This window comes from Mycobacterium malmoense (genome assembly GCF_019645855.1).
Lineage (GTDB): Bacteria > Actinomycetota > Actinomycetes > Mycobacteriales > Mycobacteriaceae > Mycobacterium > Mycobacterium malmoense.
The window spans coordinates 4,080,556-4,095,396 of the sequence record NZ_CP080999.1 but is presented as its reverse complement, the minus strand read 5'-3'; the positions used below and the strand labels follow the sequence as shown (position 1 = coordinate 4,095,396).

The 14,841-nt window shown below is 66.4% G+C and carries 14 protein-coding genes; 9 read left to right on the top strand and 5 right to left on the bottom strand.

Going from position 1 to position 14,841, the window contains the following annotated elements:
- Positions 1-3: 3 nt before the first annotated feature.
- From K3U93_RS18725 to K3U93_RS18710, 4 genes are all read left to right on the top strand, one after another.
- Positions 4-1,488 (top strand): aldehyde dehydrogenase family protein, encoded by a 1,485-nt coding sequence (locus K3U93_RS18725; protein ID WP_083010800.1) that lies wholly within the window; start codon positions 4-6, stop codon positions 1,486-1,488.
- Between the two features lie 12 nt (positions 1,489-1,500).
- The gene (locus tag K3U93_RS18720; protein ID WP_083010799.1) at positions 1,501-2,703 is read left to right on the top strand and encodes a cytochrome P450; all 1,203 of its coding nucleotides are present in this window, start codon (positions 1,501-1,503) and stop codon (positions 2,701-2,703) included.
- A gap of 149 nt (positions 2,704-2,852) precedes the next feature.
- Positions 2,853-4,001, top strand: a complete 1,149-nt coding sequence (locus K3U93_RS18715; RefSeq protein WP_083010798.1) for a thiolase family protein — start codon at positions 2,853-2,855, stop codon at positions 3,999-4,001.
- Positions 3,998-4,792: a crotonase/enoyl-CoA hydratase family protein gene (locus K3U93_RS18710; RefSeq protein ID WP_083010797.1), complete on the top strand. Its 795-nt coding sequence runs from the start codon at positions 3,998-4,000 to the stop codon at positions 4,790-4,792. Before K3U93_RS18715 ends, K3U93_RS18710 begins: the two co-directional genes overlap by 4 nt.
- A 164-nt stretch (positions 4,793-4,956) precedes the next feature.
- Here K3U93_RS18710 and K3U93_RS18705 read toward each other — a convergent pair whose 3' ends face one another.
- The 3 genes from K3U93_RS18705 to K3U93_RS18695 are packed head-to-tail and all read right to left on the bottom strand — an operon-like array spanning position 4,957 to position 7,579.
- Positions 4,957-5,973: an NAD(P)/FAD-dependent oxidoreductase gene (locus tag K3U93_RS18705; RefSeq protein ID WP_083010796.1), complete on the bottom strand. Its 1,017-nt coding sequence runs from the start codon at positions 5,971-5,973 to the stop codon at positions 4,957-4,959.
- The gene (locus tag K3U93_RS18700) at positions 5,970-6,470 is read right to left on the bottom strand and encodes an isoprenylcysteine carboxyl methyltransferase family protein (RefSeq protein WP_083010795.1); all 501 of its coding nucleotides are present in this window, start codon (positions 6,468-6,470) and stop codon (positions 5,970-5,972) included. Before K3U93_RS18700 ends, K3U93_RS18705 begins: the two co-directional genes overlap by 4 nt.
- Before the next feature lie 20 nt (positions 6,471-6,490).
- The gene (locus tag K3U93_RS18695; protein WP_139796987.1) at positions 6,491-7,579 is read right to left on the bottom strand and encodes a type III polyketide synthase; all 1,089 of its coding nucleotides are present in this window, start codon (positions 7,577-7,579) and stop codon (positions 6,491-6,493) included.
- A gap of 629 nt (positions 7,580-8,208) precedes the next feature.
- Here K3U93_RS18695 and K3U93_RS18690 point away from each other — a divergent pair.
- The 3 genes from K3U93_RS18690 to K3U93_RS18680 all read left to right on the top strand — a co-directional run bounded on the left by K3U93_RS18690 (position 8,209) and on the right by K3U93_RS18680 (position 11,483).
- On the top strand, positions 8,209-9,423 hold the full coding sequence (locus K3U93_RS18690; protein ID WP_083010793.1) for a hypothetical protein: 1,215 nt from the start codon (positions 8,209-8,211) through the stop codon (positions 9,421-9,423).
- Between the two features lie 195 nt (positions 9,424-9,618).
- Complete coding sequence (locus K3U93_RS18685) at positions 9,619-10,764, top strand: NAD(P)H-binding protein (protein ID WP_083010792.1); 1,146 nt, start codon at positions 9,619-9,621, stop codon at positions 10,762-10,764.
- The gene (locus K3U93_RS18680) at positions 10,761-11,483 is read left to right on the top strand and encodes a CPBP family intramembrane glutamic endopeptidase (RefSeq protein ID WP_083010791.1); all 723 of its coding nucleotides are present in this window, start codon (positions 10,761-10,763) and stop codon (positions 11,481-11,483) included. The genes K3U93_RS18685 and K3U93_RS18680 overlap by 4 nt, the downstream gene beginning before the upstream one ends.
- Before the next feature lie 114 nt (positions 11,484-11,597).
- Here the strand turns inward: K3U93_RS18680 and K3U93_RS18675 are convergent, their stop codons facing one another.
- The gene (locus K3U93_RS18675; RefSeq protein WP_083010790.1) at positions 11,598-12,404 is read right to left on the bottom strand and encodes an enoyl-CoA hydratase; all 807 of its coding nucleotides are present in this window, start codon (positions 12,402-12,404) and stop codon (positions 11,598-11,600) included.
- Between the two features lie 86 nt (positions 12,405-12,490).
- Between K3U93_RS18675 and K3U93_RS18670 the strand changes: the two genes are divergently transcribed.
- Both K3U93_RS18670 and K3U93_RS18665 read left to right on the top strand, forming a co-directional pair.
- Entirely contained in the window at positions 12,491-13,573 is a 1,083-nt protein-coding gene (locus tag K3U93_RS18670; RefSeq protein WP_083010789.1) for a CaiB/BaiF CoA transferase family protein, read from the top strand.
- Between the two features lie 42 nt (positions 13,574-13,615).
- Entirely contained in the window at positions 13,616-14,377 is a 762-nt protein-coding gene (locus K3U93_RS18665) for a 3-hydroxyacyl-CoA dehydrogenase (protein WP_083010788.1), read from the top strand.
- A gap of 142 nt (positions 14,378-14,519) precedes the next feature.
- Here the strand turns inward: K3U93_RS18665 and K3U93_RS25305 are convergent, their stop codons facing one another.
- Positions 14,520-14,651: a hypothetical protein gene (locus tag K3U93_RS25305; RefSeq protein WP_139796985.1), complete on the bottom strand. Its 132-nt coding sequence runs from the start codon at positions 14,649-14,651 to the stop codon at positions 14,520-14,522.
- Between the last annotated feature and the right edge of the window lie 190 nt (positions 14,652-14,841).

The window sequence follows — 14,841 nt, the reverse complement described above, 5'->3', positions numbered from 1 at the left end:
AACATGACTGAGGCTGTAAAGGTCCGCTTCGAGCCGAAGATGATGATCGACGGCGAGCTGGTCGACGGCCAGGCCGGCACCTTCACCAACATCAACCCGGCGACCGAGGAGACCCTTGGGGAGATCGCCGACGCGTCGAAGGGGGACATGCGCCGGGCCATCGACGCCGCCCGGCGGGCCTTCGACGAGACCGACTGGTCGACCAACCGCGCGTTGCGCCAGCGCTGCCTGCTGCAGCTGCACGAGGCGATCGACGCCGAGCGGGAAGAGCTGCGCGAGGAGCTCATCCTCGAGGTCGGCGCGCCGCGGGCGATCACCTTCGGCCCCCAGTTGGATGCGCCGCTGGCCGACGGGCTGCGCTATCCCGCCAAGTTGATCGACGAGTACCCGTGGGAAACCGACCTGGGCGACGTGGTCATCAGCCTCACCGGGGCGCTGACCACCCGCAAGGTGTGGCGGGAGCCGGTGGGGGTGGTCGGTGCCATCGTGCCGTGGAACTTCCCGTTCGAGGTCACCATCAACAAGCTCGGTCAGGCGCTGGCCACCGGCAATACCGTGGTGCTCAAGCCGGCGCCGGACACGCCGTTCAATGCCACGCGCCTGGGCCGGCTGATCGCCGAAAAGACCGACATACCAGCCGGTGTCGTCAACGTCGTCACCGCATCGGATCATCTGGTGGGCGAGGAGCTGACGCTGTCGCCAAAGGTCGACCTCATCTCGTTCACCGGCTCCACGGCGGTCGGCAAGCGGATCATGGAAAAGGGCGCCGCGACGATGAAGCGGCTGTTTTTGGAGCTGGGCGGCAAGTCGGCCACCATCGTGCTGGAGGACGCCGATTTCGGGCTGGCGTGCGCCATCGGCATCGCGCCGTGCATGCATGCGGGCCAGGGCTGCGCCAACCCGACCCGGATGCTGCTGCCGCGGTCGCGCTACGACGAGGGTGTGGCGATCCTGAAGAGCATCTACGAGAACGTCACGTGCGGCGATCCCCAGGACCCGGGAACCTTGTGCGGCCCGGTGATATCGGACAAGCAGCGCGCGCGGGTGCTCGGCTACATCAGCAAGGGCGTCGACGAGGGTGCCACCGCCCTGGTCGGCGGGCCCGACGCGCCCACCGGCTTCGACAAGGGATTCTTCGTCAGGCCAACGCTTTTCGTCGACGTCGACAACTCCATGGCGATTGCCCAGGAGGAGATCTTCGGTCCGGTGTTGGCCGTCATCCCCTTCGACGACGAGGAGGACGCGGTCCGGATCGCCAACGACAGCCCCTACGGGTTGGCCGGCAACGTGATGTCGGGTTCACTGGAGCATTCGCTGGCGGTGGCCCGCCGGCTGCGCGCCGGCTTCGTCGGCGTCAACGGCGGCGCTCCCTACGGCGCCGACACACCGTTCGGCGGGTACAAGGCCAGCGGGGTGGGCCGCCAGAACGGTGTAGCCGGGTTCGACCAATACACCGAGATCAAATCCGTGGGGTATCCGGCCGGCTGAGGGGAGTGACGAGTGCAGCTGTTTGACGATCTCGAGGACTTCGGGGCTTTCGACGACGTGGTCTCCGGAGATGTCCGGGATCCCTACACGGAGTTGGCCCGGTTGCGGCGCGAGGAACCCGTGCAGCGCATCGAGATGTCAGGCATGCCGCACGCGGAATCCAAGCCCGTCTTCATCGTGTACCGCCACGAAGAGGTGCAGCAGATGCTGCGGGACAACGAGACGTTCTCGTCGGCGATCATCATCGACGCGTTCGGTGATGTGCTGGGCCGCCACGTCATGCTCGGGATGGACGAGCCGGAACACGGCCGCCACCGATCGCTGGTAGCAAAGGCATTCTCGCAGAAGGCGTTAGCGCGGTGGGAGGACGAGCTGGTCGGGAGGGTCGGTAACGAGCTGATCGACCGGTTCGTCGCCCGCGGCCGCGCGGATCTGGTGAAGGAGTTCACCTTTCCTTACCCGACCCAGATCATCGCCGGCCTGCTGGGTCTGCCGCGCGAGGACTATCCACAGTTTCAGCGCTGGTCGATCTCGCTGCTCAGCTTCACCATCAACCCGGAGCGCGGCCGCACCGCGTCGGCGGCATTAGAGGAGTACTTCACGCCGATCCTCGCGGCGCGGCGCGCGGAACCGCGCGACGATCTGATCAGCGGCCTGGCGCAGGCGGAGATCGACGGCGAGAAGCTCTCCGACGACGAGATCTTCTCGTTCCTCCGGTTGCTGCTGCCCGCCGGCGTCGAAACCACGTACCGCTCGCTGGGCAACATGCTGTTCGGATTGCTTTGCAATCCAGATCAATTGGACGCGGTCCGCGCCGATCGCTCGCTGCTGCCGCAGGCGATCGAGGAGGCGGTGCGGTGGGAACCGCCGCTGCTGACGATCACCCGGGTGGCGACCCGCGACACCGAGCTGGCGGGCGTGCCCATCCCCGCCGGGTCGTCGGTGATGCCGATGCTGGGCTCCGCCAACCGGCAGGAGGACCGCTACCCCGACCCGGATCGCTTCGACATCTTCCGTCCCGCCAGGGCGCACATCGGCTTCGGGCACGGTGTGCACGTCTGTCTCGGAATGCACCTGGCCCGGCTGGAGATGCGGGTGGCGCTCAACCTGCTGTTCGACCGGTTGCCCAACCTGCGTCTGGATCCCGACGGCAACGACCCGCACATCCGCGGCCAGGTGTTCCGATCACCCACGTCACTTCCGGTGCTGTTCTAATCGCCGCGAGCGTGCGTGTCTGCACACCGACACGCCGCTGCGGCTGGCATTCTGCGCACGGTCGGCGAGATCGACCACCCCGCCCCCCGGTCTCCCAACGCGTTGGTTGACAATCGACGTCAGGCCCTAGCGTCAAAGGAGACATCACCATGGCTGAAGCCGTCATCGTCGAGGCAGTCCGCTCACCGATCGGGAAACGCAACGGCGGGCTGTCCGGGGTGCACCCGGCCGACCTGGCCGCGCAGGTCCTCAACGGGCTGGTCGACAAGGCCGGCATCGACCCCGGGATCGTCGACGACGTCATCTGGGGCTGCGTCATGCAGGCCGGCGAGCAGGCCCTCGACATCGGCCGCACCGCGCTGTTAACGGCCGGCTGGCCCGAGAGCGTCCCGGGTGTGACCGTCGACCGCCAGTGCGGGTCGAGCCAGCAGTCCATCCACTTCGCCGCGGCCGGCGTGGTGGCCGGGCATTACGACGTCGTCGTCGCCGGCGGTGTCGAGTCGATGTCGCGGACCCCCATGGGTTCGTCGCTGGCCAATGGCGGGCGGCCGTATCCCCAAGCCTTCCTGGACCGCTATGACGGCCGGATCCCCAACCAGGGCCTCGGGGCGGAGGCGATCGCGCAGCAGTGGGGGTTCGACCGCACCGCGCTCGACGAGTTCTCGCTGGCGTCGCACGAAAAGGCCGCGACGGCACAGGATTCCGGTGCGTTCGACGACCAGATTGTCGGCATCAAGGACCAGGACGGCAATGTCGTGCTCAAGGACGAAGGCATCCGCCGCGGCACGCCGATGGAAAAGATGGCATCGCTCAAGCCGGCGTTCAAGGAGGACGGCGTCATCCATGCCGGCAACTCCTCGCAGATTTCCGACGGTTCGGCCGCCCTGCTGTTCATGTCCGCCGAGAAGGCTAAGGAGCTGGGCCTGAAGCCAATTGCCAAGGTGCACACCGCAACCCTGGCCGCCGCCGACCCGGTGATCATGCTGACCGCGCCCATCCCGGCGACCCAGAAGGTGCTGAAGAAATCGGGGCTGAGCATCGACGACATCGGGGCATACGAGGTCAACGAGGCCTTCGCGCCCGTCCCGCTCGCGTGGCTGAAAGATATCGGCGCCGACGAGAAGAAGCTCAACCCCAACGGCGGCGCGATCGCGCTCGGCCACCCGCTCGGCGGCTCGGGCGCGCGGCTGATGACCACGCTGCTGTATCACATGCGGGACAAGGGAATTCGCTACGGCCTGCAGACGATGTGCGAGGGCGGTGGCCAGGCGAACGCGACCATCGTGGAGCTGCTGTGACCAATGGCCAGCCCGCGGCGCTGGCCGAGCGCCGCGGCAACGTCACGGTCATCACGATCAACCGGCCGGAGGCCCGCAACGCGGTCAACGGCGCGGTCAGCACCGCCGTCGGGGACGCGCTGGAGGAAGCCCAACGCGATCCGGAAGTGTGGGCCGTGGTGATCACCGGCGCCGGCGACAAATCGTTTTGCGCCGGAGCCGATCTCAAGGCGATCGCGCGCCGGGAGAACCTGTACCACCCCGACCACCCCGAGTGGGGCTTCGCCGGTTACGTGCACCACTTCATCGACAAGCCCACCATCGCGGCGGTCAACGGCACCGCGCTGGGAGGCGGCACCGAGTTGGCACTGGCCAGCGACCTGGTGGTGGCCGACGAGCGGGCCAAGTTCGGGTTGCCGGAGGTCAAGCGCGGGCTGATCGCCGCCGCTGGTGGTGTCTTCCGGATCATGGATCAGCTGCCTCGCAAGGTGGCGATGGAACTGCTGTTGACTGGCGAGCCGCTGACTGCATCTGACGCCCATGGATGGGGCCTGATCAACCAGGTCGTGAAGCAGGGTTCGGTGCTGGACGCCGCCCTGGCGATGGCCGCGCGCGTCACCGTCAACGCGCCGCTGTCGGTGCAGGCCAGCAAGCGAATCGCCTACGGCGTCGACGACGGGGTCATCGTCGATGACGAACCGGGCTGGGAGCGCACCGTCCGCGAGATGCGCATCCTGATCAAATCCGAGGACGCCAGGGAGGGGCCGTTGGCGTTCGCCGAGAAGCGGGAGCCGGTCTGGAAGGCGCGTTAATAGCTGACCCGGTGGGCGGGGACCGGATCGGGATCTCGAAGCACTGGTCAGCTATGCGGCCAGGCTCCCGCTGGACATGGATTGATGCACCTATCCACACGGCGCACCTGGACACCTCGACTGAAACTCCCGAAGGGACAACGACGCGGTAATTCGCCGAGAAGTTAGTGCGCCAGGATGTTCACGCCGGTCCGGAACGCGGCGGGCAACACCGCGCACGCCGGCACGATGGCACGGCGGGTCATGCGCGGCGTGCTGGTCAGCACCAGCGCTCGGGTGAGTAGCCGGTAATCGCGGGTAACCCGGTGCCACGCAGCCTCATACGATGACGGTGTCTCGTTGACGATGGCCTCGACGGCTGCGGCCGCTTGCTTGACCGCGAGGCTGATGCCTTCGCCGGTCAGCGCATCCTCGTAGCCGGCCGCGTCGCCCACCAGCAGCACCCGTCCCGCGACCCGGCGGGAGACCACCTGCCGCAGCGGACCACAGCCGCGGGCCGGCCCGCGGCTGGCGCCCTCGAGGTGTCGGGCTAGTCGCGGGAACCAGGCGAGGTCGGGTCGTCCGCGAGACAGGATCGCCACGCCGACCAGGTCCGGTTCCACCGGCGTCACGTAGGCCTCGCCCCAACGGGACCAATGCACCTCGACGAACTCCGACCACACCGGCACCCGGTAATGCCAGCGCACGCCATAGCGGCGCGGCCGTCCGGCCGTGGCATTGATTCCCACGGCGCGCCGGACCGTCGAATGCAATCCGTCGGCCGCCACCAGCCATTTTGCGCGCACCCCGGCGGCGGTCACGCCATGCGCGTCTTGCTCGACGGTTGTCACCCGTGCCGGGATCCATTCGGTGTCTTGCTCTTTGGCCCGTGCGGCCAGCGCCGCATGCAAGGTGGTGCGTCGCACGCCCCGTCCCGGCCCGCTGCGAAAGCGCGCCTGCGCCCGACGATTTTCACTCACGTAGGCGATCCCATGAAACGGCATGCCGGCCGGGTCCACCCCCAGCGACGTCAGCTCGGCGAGCCCGCCGGGCATCAGCCCCTCGCCGCACGCCTTGTCGATCGGGCTCTCCCGCGGTTCCACCACGATCACTGAAAGTCCATGCCTGCGAGCGTGTAACGCCGTGGCGAGGCCGCCCGGGCCGCCGCCGACAATCAGCAGATCGGTGTCGTAGCTCGTCATGTGTAACCCAGCGCGGAGTTCTCCACGTGCATTCGCACCCCCAGCACGATCCCGTTGGCCAGCGTGAAGCCGATAGCGGTCAGCCACGCCGTGTGTACCAGTGGCAGCGCCAATCCTTCGGCCACCACTGCAACATAGTTCGGGTGGTGCAGCCACCGGTAGGGGCCCCGCCGCACCAACGGCGCGTCCGGCAATACGATCACCCGGGTGTTCCACCGTCGGCCCAGCGTCGTGATGCACCACCAGCGCAGCCCCTGGCTCAACGCCACCACGGCCAGCATCGGCCAGCCCAGCCAGGCGATGAACGGCCGGTGCAGCGCCCACGGTTCGACGATGCAGCCCACCAGCAGCGCGGTGTGAATGATGACCATCACCACGTAGTGTGGTCGGCCAAACTCCTTGGCGCCCTGGGCAAAAGACCATCGCGCGTTTCGCTTGGACAGGATCAGCTCCGCGACGCGTTCGAGCCCGACCGCCAGGATCAGCAGGTAATACATGCCTATAGTCTTTACCAGCTCTACCAAGCCAGCAGCACAAGCTCGGAGCAGAACGCGGGACCCATCGCGATCATCAGCCCGATCGAACCCGCTGGTGGCGGATCGGCCAGGTTGGCCCGAAGCACATCGAGCACCGACACCGACGACAAATTACCGTTGTCGCGCAACGAGTTTCGTGTATGGTCCAGGGCGTCGCCGGGCAGATCCAACACGGTCTCGACGACCTCGATCACCCGCGGCCCGCCGGGGTGGCAGATCCAGGCCGACACGTCGCGCGGCGTCAGTCCATGGTCGGCCAGAAACTTGCGGACGTCGTCGCCCAGATATTTCTCGGCGACGGTCGCGACGTCGGCCGACAGGACGATCCGAAAGCCATCACTGCCGATCTTCCAGCCCATGACTTCTTCGGTGTCGGGGTAGATCCGGCTCCGGGTCGCCAACACCCTGGGACCCGCGGCAGCCTGGCCTGCGCCCTTCGCGATGACGGCCGCGGCACCGTCACCGAAAAGACTGGTGGCGACCAGGTTGGCCACCGAATTGTCCTGGCGCTGAATGGTCAACGAGCACAGTTCGACCGCCAGCAGGGCCGCCACCTGGTCGGGGAAGGCGCGCAGGTAATCGTGTATGCGTGCCACGCCCGCCGCGCCGGCGACACAGCCCAGGCCGAACAACGGGACGCGTTTGACGTCCTGGCGCAACCCAATCCGTGCCGCCAGCCGTGCCTCCAGCGTCGGTACGGCGAGCCCGGTAACGGTCGTCGAAAAGACGATGTCGACCTCGGATGGCTTGACCTTTGCTTCGTCGAGCGCCGCGAGCAGCGCCTGTTCGGCCAGGCCGAGCGCGATTTCGACGTAGGCATCGTTTGCCTCGGTGAAGCCGCTCAGCTTGGGGTATCGCGACAGCGGCAGCGCGATGTTGCGAAACTTAACCCCGCTGCTGAGGGCGAACCGCTGAAACTCCGGGCCGGCGATGTCGGTCAACGCCCCGATGGCCTCGTCCTGGGCGTACCGGTTCGGCGGAAACTTCACCGCAGCCGCAGCGATCGACGGATCCACTATCGGTGTTTTGACGCCCGCGCGCACGGGATTGCCCCCTGTGATCGTGTCCATGTACCGGGTTACGGTGCCGTAGGTAGTTCGGTTCAACATGCCGCGCGCGTGTTAACGACGGTCGCGCCGCCGGGTCCTGCGTGACGCCCGATGCGAGCGTGATTGCGGAGTGAGCCCCGGTGCCGGGCCGGTGCGGTAGCACGGAGGTCCATGGCCTCTTTACCGAACCGCTGGCCGGCCAGCTAGTGACGACGGCTGGTTCGGCGTGGTCGTTGGGCCGCGGTGGCACTCACGCTGTGGTTGGTAGCGGGTGATAAGAATCGTTGTGCGGGTTGTCGGGCTGTGCCCGTCACGGGGGTGTGGCTTGTTGGTGTGGCGGCGGCTCGGCGGGTGAGAGGCTTGCTAGGCGTTTTGGGATAGCGGGGTTTGCTGCGCGTACCGCATGGGTGTGGCAAACGTATGCCAAGAGCCGCCCTCGGGTAGTTTCGGTCTGAACTAAAATTCGGGGGGGGGGGTAACTCCAGGTCTTTCAAAACTTTTATGAGCATTGGTTACCTTATTTCGAATAGTTTGCGTGACGCGATGTTTGCGGGCCGAGATTGGCCGAACTCGCCTCAACTCGCCCGAAACTCAGGTTGTCCTCAGCTACTTTCTGACCATCCGAATTCGAAGTACCCGATTTTAAGGAGATGGTCGTGGATCTCGCAGCCCGCCCCCACATCACCGCCACAGTCGCCTTGGCCAGCGCCGCCGTCCTCGCCGCAGGTCCCATGGCTCAGTGCCTTCCCGATCCTCACCTGGCTCAACAACGATCCCGGGTGAGCGTGTCCGACATCCGCCTCACCGGCGTCGCCGACAGCGTGATCGATCTGTTAGCCGGCGTGGAAAACGACCTCGCCTCGCTGGCGAGCGGCGGAGCGACCGCTGCAGCTGTACCCGCCGGCATTCTCAGCGATGTCGCCTTACCATTCCAGACGTGGCTTAACACTTTCTCCACAGCCGGCTCCAACTTGGAGTACCTATTCGGCAACTGGACGCAAGTTCCTTTCCCGGTGTTGCAGCAGATTGCGGCAAACGGATTCCAATACGGAATCGACTATGTGAAGCCGTTTCAAGGGGCTGCAACGCACATGGTCAACCTCCTCCCTCAGCTTGGGAAGGCGATCCAACAGGGGATTGGTCAGATCGCTGCGGGTGATCTCACAGACGGCGTCTACAATTTGCTCGAAGCGCTGAACCCCTTGGGTCAGTTCGCAACCTCGGTCGGATTACCGCTTTTTTCAGTGCTTGGGATCCCCGCATACATCACGCAAAACTTCGCCAACGCGACCAAATATCTCACCAGCACCACTGTAACGATCCTGGGAGGCGATCTCACCGGTCTTGCGACGACGACGGAAAAGGGCTTTGCTGCGGCTCTCCAAGCCGTCTATAACTCGTGGACGGCGGGCGACCTGGCTGGAACGATCAGCAATGTCGCAAACATACCCGGCGCGACAGCGTTCGCCTTTCTCAATGGGTATCCAAAGGCCGGCATCGGCCTAAACCAAGGCGTGCTGAGCAATCCGGCGATTCCTGGAACACTCGGTCCCCCTAACGGCCTTCTCAACGGCCTGTTGCACTACGTTGACCCAGGTCTGACAAATTCAATCGTGGCACCCAATGCCCAGAACATCCTTGGCGGCGGCAGCCTCCTCGCAGCAGCACAGAATTTTGCTTATCAGCTGACCAATGGATGGCCCTCGCTGACTCCCGCCATCAGCACCATTGCCGGCGAGGCCTCTGGCACCTTGACATCGATGCTGCAAAGCCTTCCATCGGTCCTGGCGAGCCTCCCGTCGACGTTGGGCACCATCGCAACCCAGATTGGCACGATGATCATCAACCTCCTCAGAATGCTCTGAGTCCAGTGGTGGTCGCCGATGCGAGCCGGTGACCGCCAACGGCGATTGGCCCCCCTCGGCAAGAAGGGGGCCAATTCGCTTGTCGGGTGTGCTTCTCAGCCGAGCGGTCTGCGACCACCCGAGCAATGTCGGCCCGAGTAGCGGCACGAGTTTCGGTGAAAGCTATCTACCTCCACGCGGACTAGGGTCGGGAGTATGCGCATCCTGGTCACCGGTGCCACTGGCTATGTGGGATCGCGGCTGGTTACGGCGCTGCTGGAAAACCAGCACCAGGTGGTCGCTGCCACCCGAAACCCGCAGCGTCTCAAGCGTTTAGGGTGGTTCGACGACATCACGCCGGTCACCCTCGACGCGTCCGATCCCGCGTCGGTGCGGGCAGCGATGGAAGCCGCAGGCCCGATCGACGTCGTCTATTACCTCGTGCACGCCATCGGCCAGCGCGGCTTCCGAGACGCCGACAAGGCCGCGGCCGCGAACGTAGCCGCCGCGGCCAGGGACGCCGGTGTGCGCCGCATCGTCTACCTGGGCGGTTTCGTGCCCGCCGACGAGGCCCTGTCCGAGCACCTGGCCAGCCGGGCCGAAGTGGCCGAAGCCCTGACGGTCGAGGACGGCCCGGAACTGGTATGGCTGGGCGCGGCGATGATCATCGGCGCTGGCTCGACGTCGTTCGAGATGATGCGCTACGTGGGAGATCGGTTCCCGCTCATGCCGATACCGAGCTGGATGGAGAACCCGATCGACCCGATCTCGATCCGCGACGTGCTGCACTATCTGGTCGCCGCGGCAGATCCCAACCAGGTGCCTGCAGGCGCCTACGACATTTCTGGCCCGGACACCACGTCCTATCGGGAGCTGCTGGAGACATATGCGCGCATCTCCGGCAGGTGGCACGCCGCTGTGCCGGTCGGCAGGGTCGACACCGCGCTGGCGTCGCTGGTCACCGGGGTCGCGCTGCCCGTGCCTCTGGGACTGGCGGGAGACCTGGTCGAATCGCTGGACCATCCGATGGTGGCCTCCGTCAGCGGCCTGCGCGATCGGGTGCCCGACCCGCCCGGCGGGCTGCTCGCCGTCGACGAAGCCATTGCCCTGGCCCTGGCGGATCAGTCCAAACGCCCCCTGCCCGTGAACGCCCTGGCTGACCCCCACCATCTCGCCGACACCGATCCCGCGTGGGCTGGTGGGGATGCGCTGCGCATCCGGCGGTTCGCCTGCGCGATTACCCCGTCCGTTGCGCGCCCCACCCTGCGGCTGGTCAACGTCGTCCCCGGACCGCTCGCCGGTGCGCTACGAACCGGCCTCGATATCCTGTCCACTTTGACCGCGAAGGTACGTCCGACATGAGCCAGTCGACTACTCCCTACCGCGCCAGCGTCTTCGCCGAGTTGCATCGCGCGATCACCAATGTCGCTGTGCCCCACCATGAATCGCCCGGCGTCGTGCGGCGCCGACGCGTCGTCGTCGTGATCACGCTGGCGATCGGCGCTGCGGTGCTTGGGGTTTCGCTAAGACGCACGCCGGGTGAGTCGAGTTTCTACTGGCTCACGCTGGCGCTGGCGGCCGTGTGGATCGTCGGCGCGTTCCTCTCGGGACCGTTGCACCTGGGCGGCATCTGCTGGCGTGGCCGCAACCAACGCCCGGTCATCACGGGCACCACCATCGGTCTGCTGCTTGGTGGCGCCTTCGTGCTGGGCGGCATGATCGCCAGGGACATTCCGGCCATCTCGGCGTTGATCATCCGGGTGCTGCAATTCGCCCATCAGGGATCGCTTTTGCCGATCGTGCTGATCACCATGGTCAACGCCATCGGCGAGGAGATGTTCTTCCGCGGCGCGCTCTACACCGCGCTGGGTCGCCTTGCGCCCGTGGCGATTTCGACCATCGTGTACACCTGCGCAACCATGGCCAGCGGGAACTTGATGCTCGGGTTCGCCGCAATCATCCTGGGGACGGTATGCGCGCTGGAACGCCGGGCGAGCGGCGGAATTCTGGCACCCATGCTGACCCATGTCGTGTGGGGCCTGGTGATGGTGCTCGTTTTGCCGTCGCTGTTCGGGCTTTGACAGTACATTTTTGAAAACTAGTGGTCCGGTGGTTTGGTCCGTGAGTTCGTCGGGGATTGTTACCAGATGTCGCTGGCGCCGAGCTGACGGCAGCCTTGCCAAGAGCTGACCCGCTCAGCGGTCGGTGAAGTTAGGAGTGCGGCGCTGCTGGAAAGCCGTTGCGCCCTCGATGAAGTCGTGTGATCGCAGCAAGATCGACTGTCCGCGGAATTCTCGCTCCAGGGCGGAGTCCAGCTCGGTCAGGGTGGTCGCGTTGATCGAATCCTTGGTCTTGGCGTACGCCACGACCGGGCCCGCCGCCAATTTCGAGATCACCTTGTCGACCTCGGCCTCGAATTCCTCGGCGGGATAGACCACGGAGACCAGGCCCCAAGACAACGCGTCGACGGCCGCTAACCGCTCGGCCAGCAGCGCCATCCGCATCGCGCGGATCCGGCCGATCGCCGCGGCGACCAACGCCGACGCGCCGCCGTCGGGCATCAACCCAACCTGCGTGAAGGCAAGCATGAAAAACGCCTTCTCACAAGCCAATACGAGGTCGCATGCCAGGGCCAGGGAAACGCCGACGCCGGCCGCCGGTCCCTGGACGACGGCAACGACCGGCCGCGGCAGCGCGGTAATGGCCCGTATGGCGCGGTTGGCCTCCGCGATGATCTCGGAGCCCGGGCCGCCACCGGCCACGTCGTCGGCGCTCATGCCGGCCCCGGAGCAGAAGCCCCGACCCGCACCGCCAAGGCGCACCACCTTGACCCGCGGATCGGTGGCGGCGCGCTCCATCGCGTCGGCGATGCCGGCCAGCACCGGGGTGGTCACCGAGTTGAGGCTGTCGGGGCGGTCGATGGTCACCGACAGCACGCCGTCGGACAGCGTCACGGCAAGACCCGCGACAGGGGCCAGTGTGTCGATGGCGGATTGCGGCATGGGCCCACCCTAGGCGACGGGGGTCGAGGGCGGCTGCGAAGATGCGAACGGTACGGGCGTCAGGGCAGACGAAAGGTCGGTGGATCGTGGCTGGACCGCTGAAGGGACTGCGTGTTGTCGAGTTGGCCGGCATCGGGCCCGGCCCGCATGCCGCGATGATCCTGGGGGATCTGGGAGCCGACGTGGTGCGCGTCGATCGGCCGTCAACCAGTCCCGGCGGCACGGCCAAGGACGCCATGATGCGCAACCGGCGCGTCGTGACGGCCAACCTCAAGTCCGATGAGGGACGCGAACTCGTGCTCAAGCTCGTCGCCAAAGCCGACGTGCTGATCGAGGGTTACCGCCCCGGCGTCACCGAGCGGCTCGGCCTTGGCCCGCAAGACTGCGCCAAGGTCAACGACCGGCTGATCTACGCGCGGATGACCGGCTGGGGCCAAACGGGCCCGCGCAGCCAGCAGGCCGGCCACGACATCAACTACATCTCGCTCAACGGGATCCTGCACGCGATCGGCCGGGTGAACGAGCGGCCGGTGCCGCCGCTGAACCTGGTCGGCGACTTCGGCGGCGGCTCGATGTTCTTGCTGCTCGGCATCCTGGCCGCGCTGTGGGAGCGGCAGAGCTCCGGCAAGGGTCAGGTCATCGATGCCGCGATGGTCGACGGTTCCAGCGTGCTCATCCAGATGATGTGGGCCATGCGGGCGACGGGCATGTGGACCGACACGCGCGGCACCAACATGCTCGACGGCGGCGCGCCCTACTACGACACCTACGAGTGCGCCGACGGCCGCTACGTCGCCGTCGGCGCCATCGAGCCGCAGTTCTACGCCGCCATGCTGACCGGGCTGGGCCTGGATGGCGCCGACCTGCCCGGACAAAACGACGTCAGCCGCTGGCCCGAACTGCGGGCCGTGCTGACCGAAAAGTTCGCCAGTCGCGACCGCGACCACTGGGCCAAGGTGTTCGCCGACTCCGACGCCTGCGTGACACCGGTGCTGGCCTTCGGCGAGGTCCACACCGAGCCGCACGTCACCGAGCGCCACACCTTCTACGAAGTCGACGGCGGCCCGCAGCCGATGCCGGCTCCGCGGTTTTCCCGCACGGCGCCCGACACGCCCCGCCCGGCGGCGCCGGCGGCCGACATCGAAGCGGTGCTCGAGGACTGGGTATAGTCCCCAACCAACTGGTTGGCTGGACAACAGGGAAGGATTCGCATGGAGATCAGAGACGCCGTGGCCGTCGTCACCGGGGGCGCGTCGGGCCTGGGCCTGGCCACCACCAAGCGGCTGCTCGACGCCGGCGCGCAGGTGGTGGTGCTGGACCTACGGGGCGAGGACGTGGTTGCCGGGCTCGGCGACCGCGCGCGCTTCGCGCAGGCCGATGTCACCGACGAGGCCGCCGTCGCCAGGGCGCTGGACGTCGCCGAGTCGATGGGTCCGCTGCGCATCGTGGTCAACTGCGCCGGCACCGGAAACGCCATCCGGGTGCTGAGCCGCGACGGCGTCTTCCCGCTGGATGCCTTCCGCAAGATCGTGGACATCAACCTGGTCGGCACCTTCAACGTGCTTCGGCTGGCCGCCGAGCGGATCGCCAAGACGAAACCAGTCGGACCAAAAGGCGAAGAGCGCGGCGTCATCGTCAACACCGCGTCGGTGGCCGCGTTCGACGGCCAGATCGGTCAGGCCGCCTACTCCGCGTCCAAGGGCGGCGTGGTGGGCCTGACGTTGCCGGTCGCCCGCGACCTGGCCGGCCACCTGATCCGGGTGGTCACGATCGCGCCGGGCCTGTTCGACACCCCGCTGCTGGCGTCCTTGCCCGAGGAGGCCAGGGTGTCGCTGGGCAAGCAGGTGCCGCACCCGTCGCGGCTGGGCAACCCCGACGAGTATGGGGCACTGGCGGTGCACATCATCGAAAACCCGATGCTCAACGGCGAGGTCATCCGCCTGGACGGCGCCATTCGCATGGCGCCACGCTGAGCGCTTGGGCGAGACTAAACGAAAGCCCCCGCAAATAGCGGGGGCTTTCGGCGTCGGAACAACACGAAGGCTATCGACGAAACCATCGGCTGACGGCGGGTTCGGCCATGAGTAGCCGTGCAAGCACGCTCATCGTCGGAGGTCAGCTTGCCGTTGGCAGCGGGTGCCAGTCTTCGAGCTGTTCCGAGGTCTCGCCTTCCACCAGCACGTCGCCGTGGTAGAGGGCCTCGAAGTCAGCCTTGATGACGTCGGCACTCGAGTCGTCGATCCACATGACCATGAGCGTATGGGCCACCTTTAAGGAATCTTTGAGTCACGATTCGGAAAACAATGGCAATTTACCGGCGGGTAAGGTTTCCGGTCATCGAGCACCCGATTGCGCTTTGAGTGGCCTGTTTTTCTGACCAGGCTCTTATCGTCGTCTGGGTCCAAAGCCGAGATGAACCATCCGGCCGGCTGGATTC

What these genes read in the sequence shown, in the direction of transcription:
- K3U93_RS18715 (WP_083010798.1), top strand. Translation starts at nt 2,853, where the DNA reads ATGGCTGAAGCCGTCATCGTCGAGGCAGTCCGCTCACCGATCGGGAAA.
- K3U93_RS18680 (WP_083010791.1), top strand. Translation starts at nt 10,761, where the DNA reads ATGAGCCAGTCGACTACTCCCTACCGCGCCAGCGTCTTCGCCGAGTTG.
- K3U93_RS18675 (WP_083010790.1), bottom strand. Translation starts at nt 12,404, where the DNA reads ATGCCGCAATCCGCCATCGACACACTGGCCCCTGTCGCGGGTCTTGCC.
- K3U93_RS18665 (WP_083010788.1), top strand. Translation starts at nt 13,616, where the DNA reads ATGGAGATCAGAGACGCCGTGGCCGTCGTCACCGGGGGCGCGTCGGGC.
- K3U93_RS18685 (WP_083010792.1), top strand. Translation starts at nt 9,619, where the DNA reads ATGCGCATCCTGGTCACCGGTGCCACTGGCTATGTGGGATCGCGGCTG.
- K3U93_RS18725 (WP_083010800.1), top strand. Translation starts at nt 4, where the DNA reads ATGACTGAGGCTGTAAAGGTCCGCTTCGAGCCGAAGATGATGATCGAC.
- K3U93_RS18700 (WP_083010795.1), bottom strand. Translation starts at nt 6,470, where the DNA reads ATGTATTACCTGCTGATCCTGGCGGTCGGGCTCGAACGCGTCGCGGAG.
- K3U93_RS18695 (WP_139796987.1), bottom strand. Translation starts at nt 7,579, where the DNA reads ATGGACACGATCACAGGGGGCAATCCCGTGCGCGCGGGCGTCAAAACA.
- K3U93_RS18705 (WP_083010796.1), bottom strand. Translation starts at nt 5,973, where the DNA reads ATGACGAGCTACGACACCGATCTGCTGATTGTCGGCGGCGGCCCGGGC.
- K3U93_RS25305 (WP_139796985.1), bottom strand. Translation starts at nt 14,651, where the DNA reads ATGTGGATCGACGACTCGAGTGCCGACGTCATCAAGGCTGACTTCGAG.
- K3U93_RS18690 (WP_083010793.1), top strand. Translation starts at nt 8,209, where the DNA reads ATGGTCGTGGATCTCGCAGCCCGCCCCCACATCACCGCCACAGTCGCC.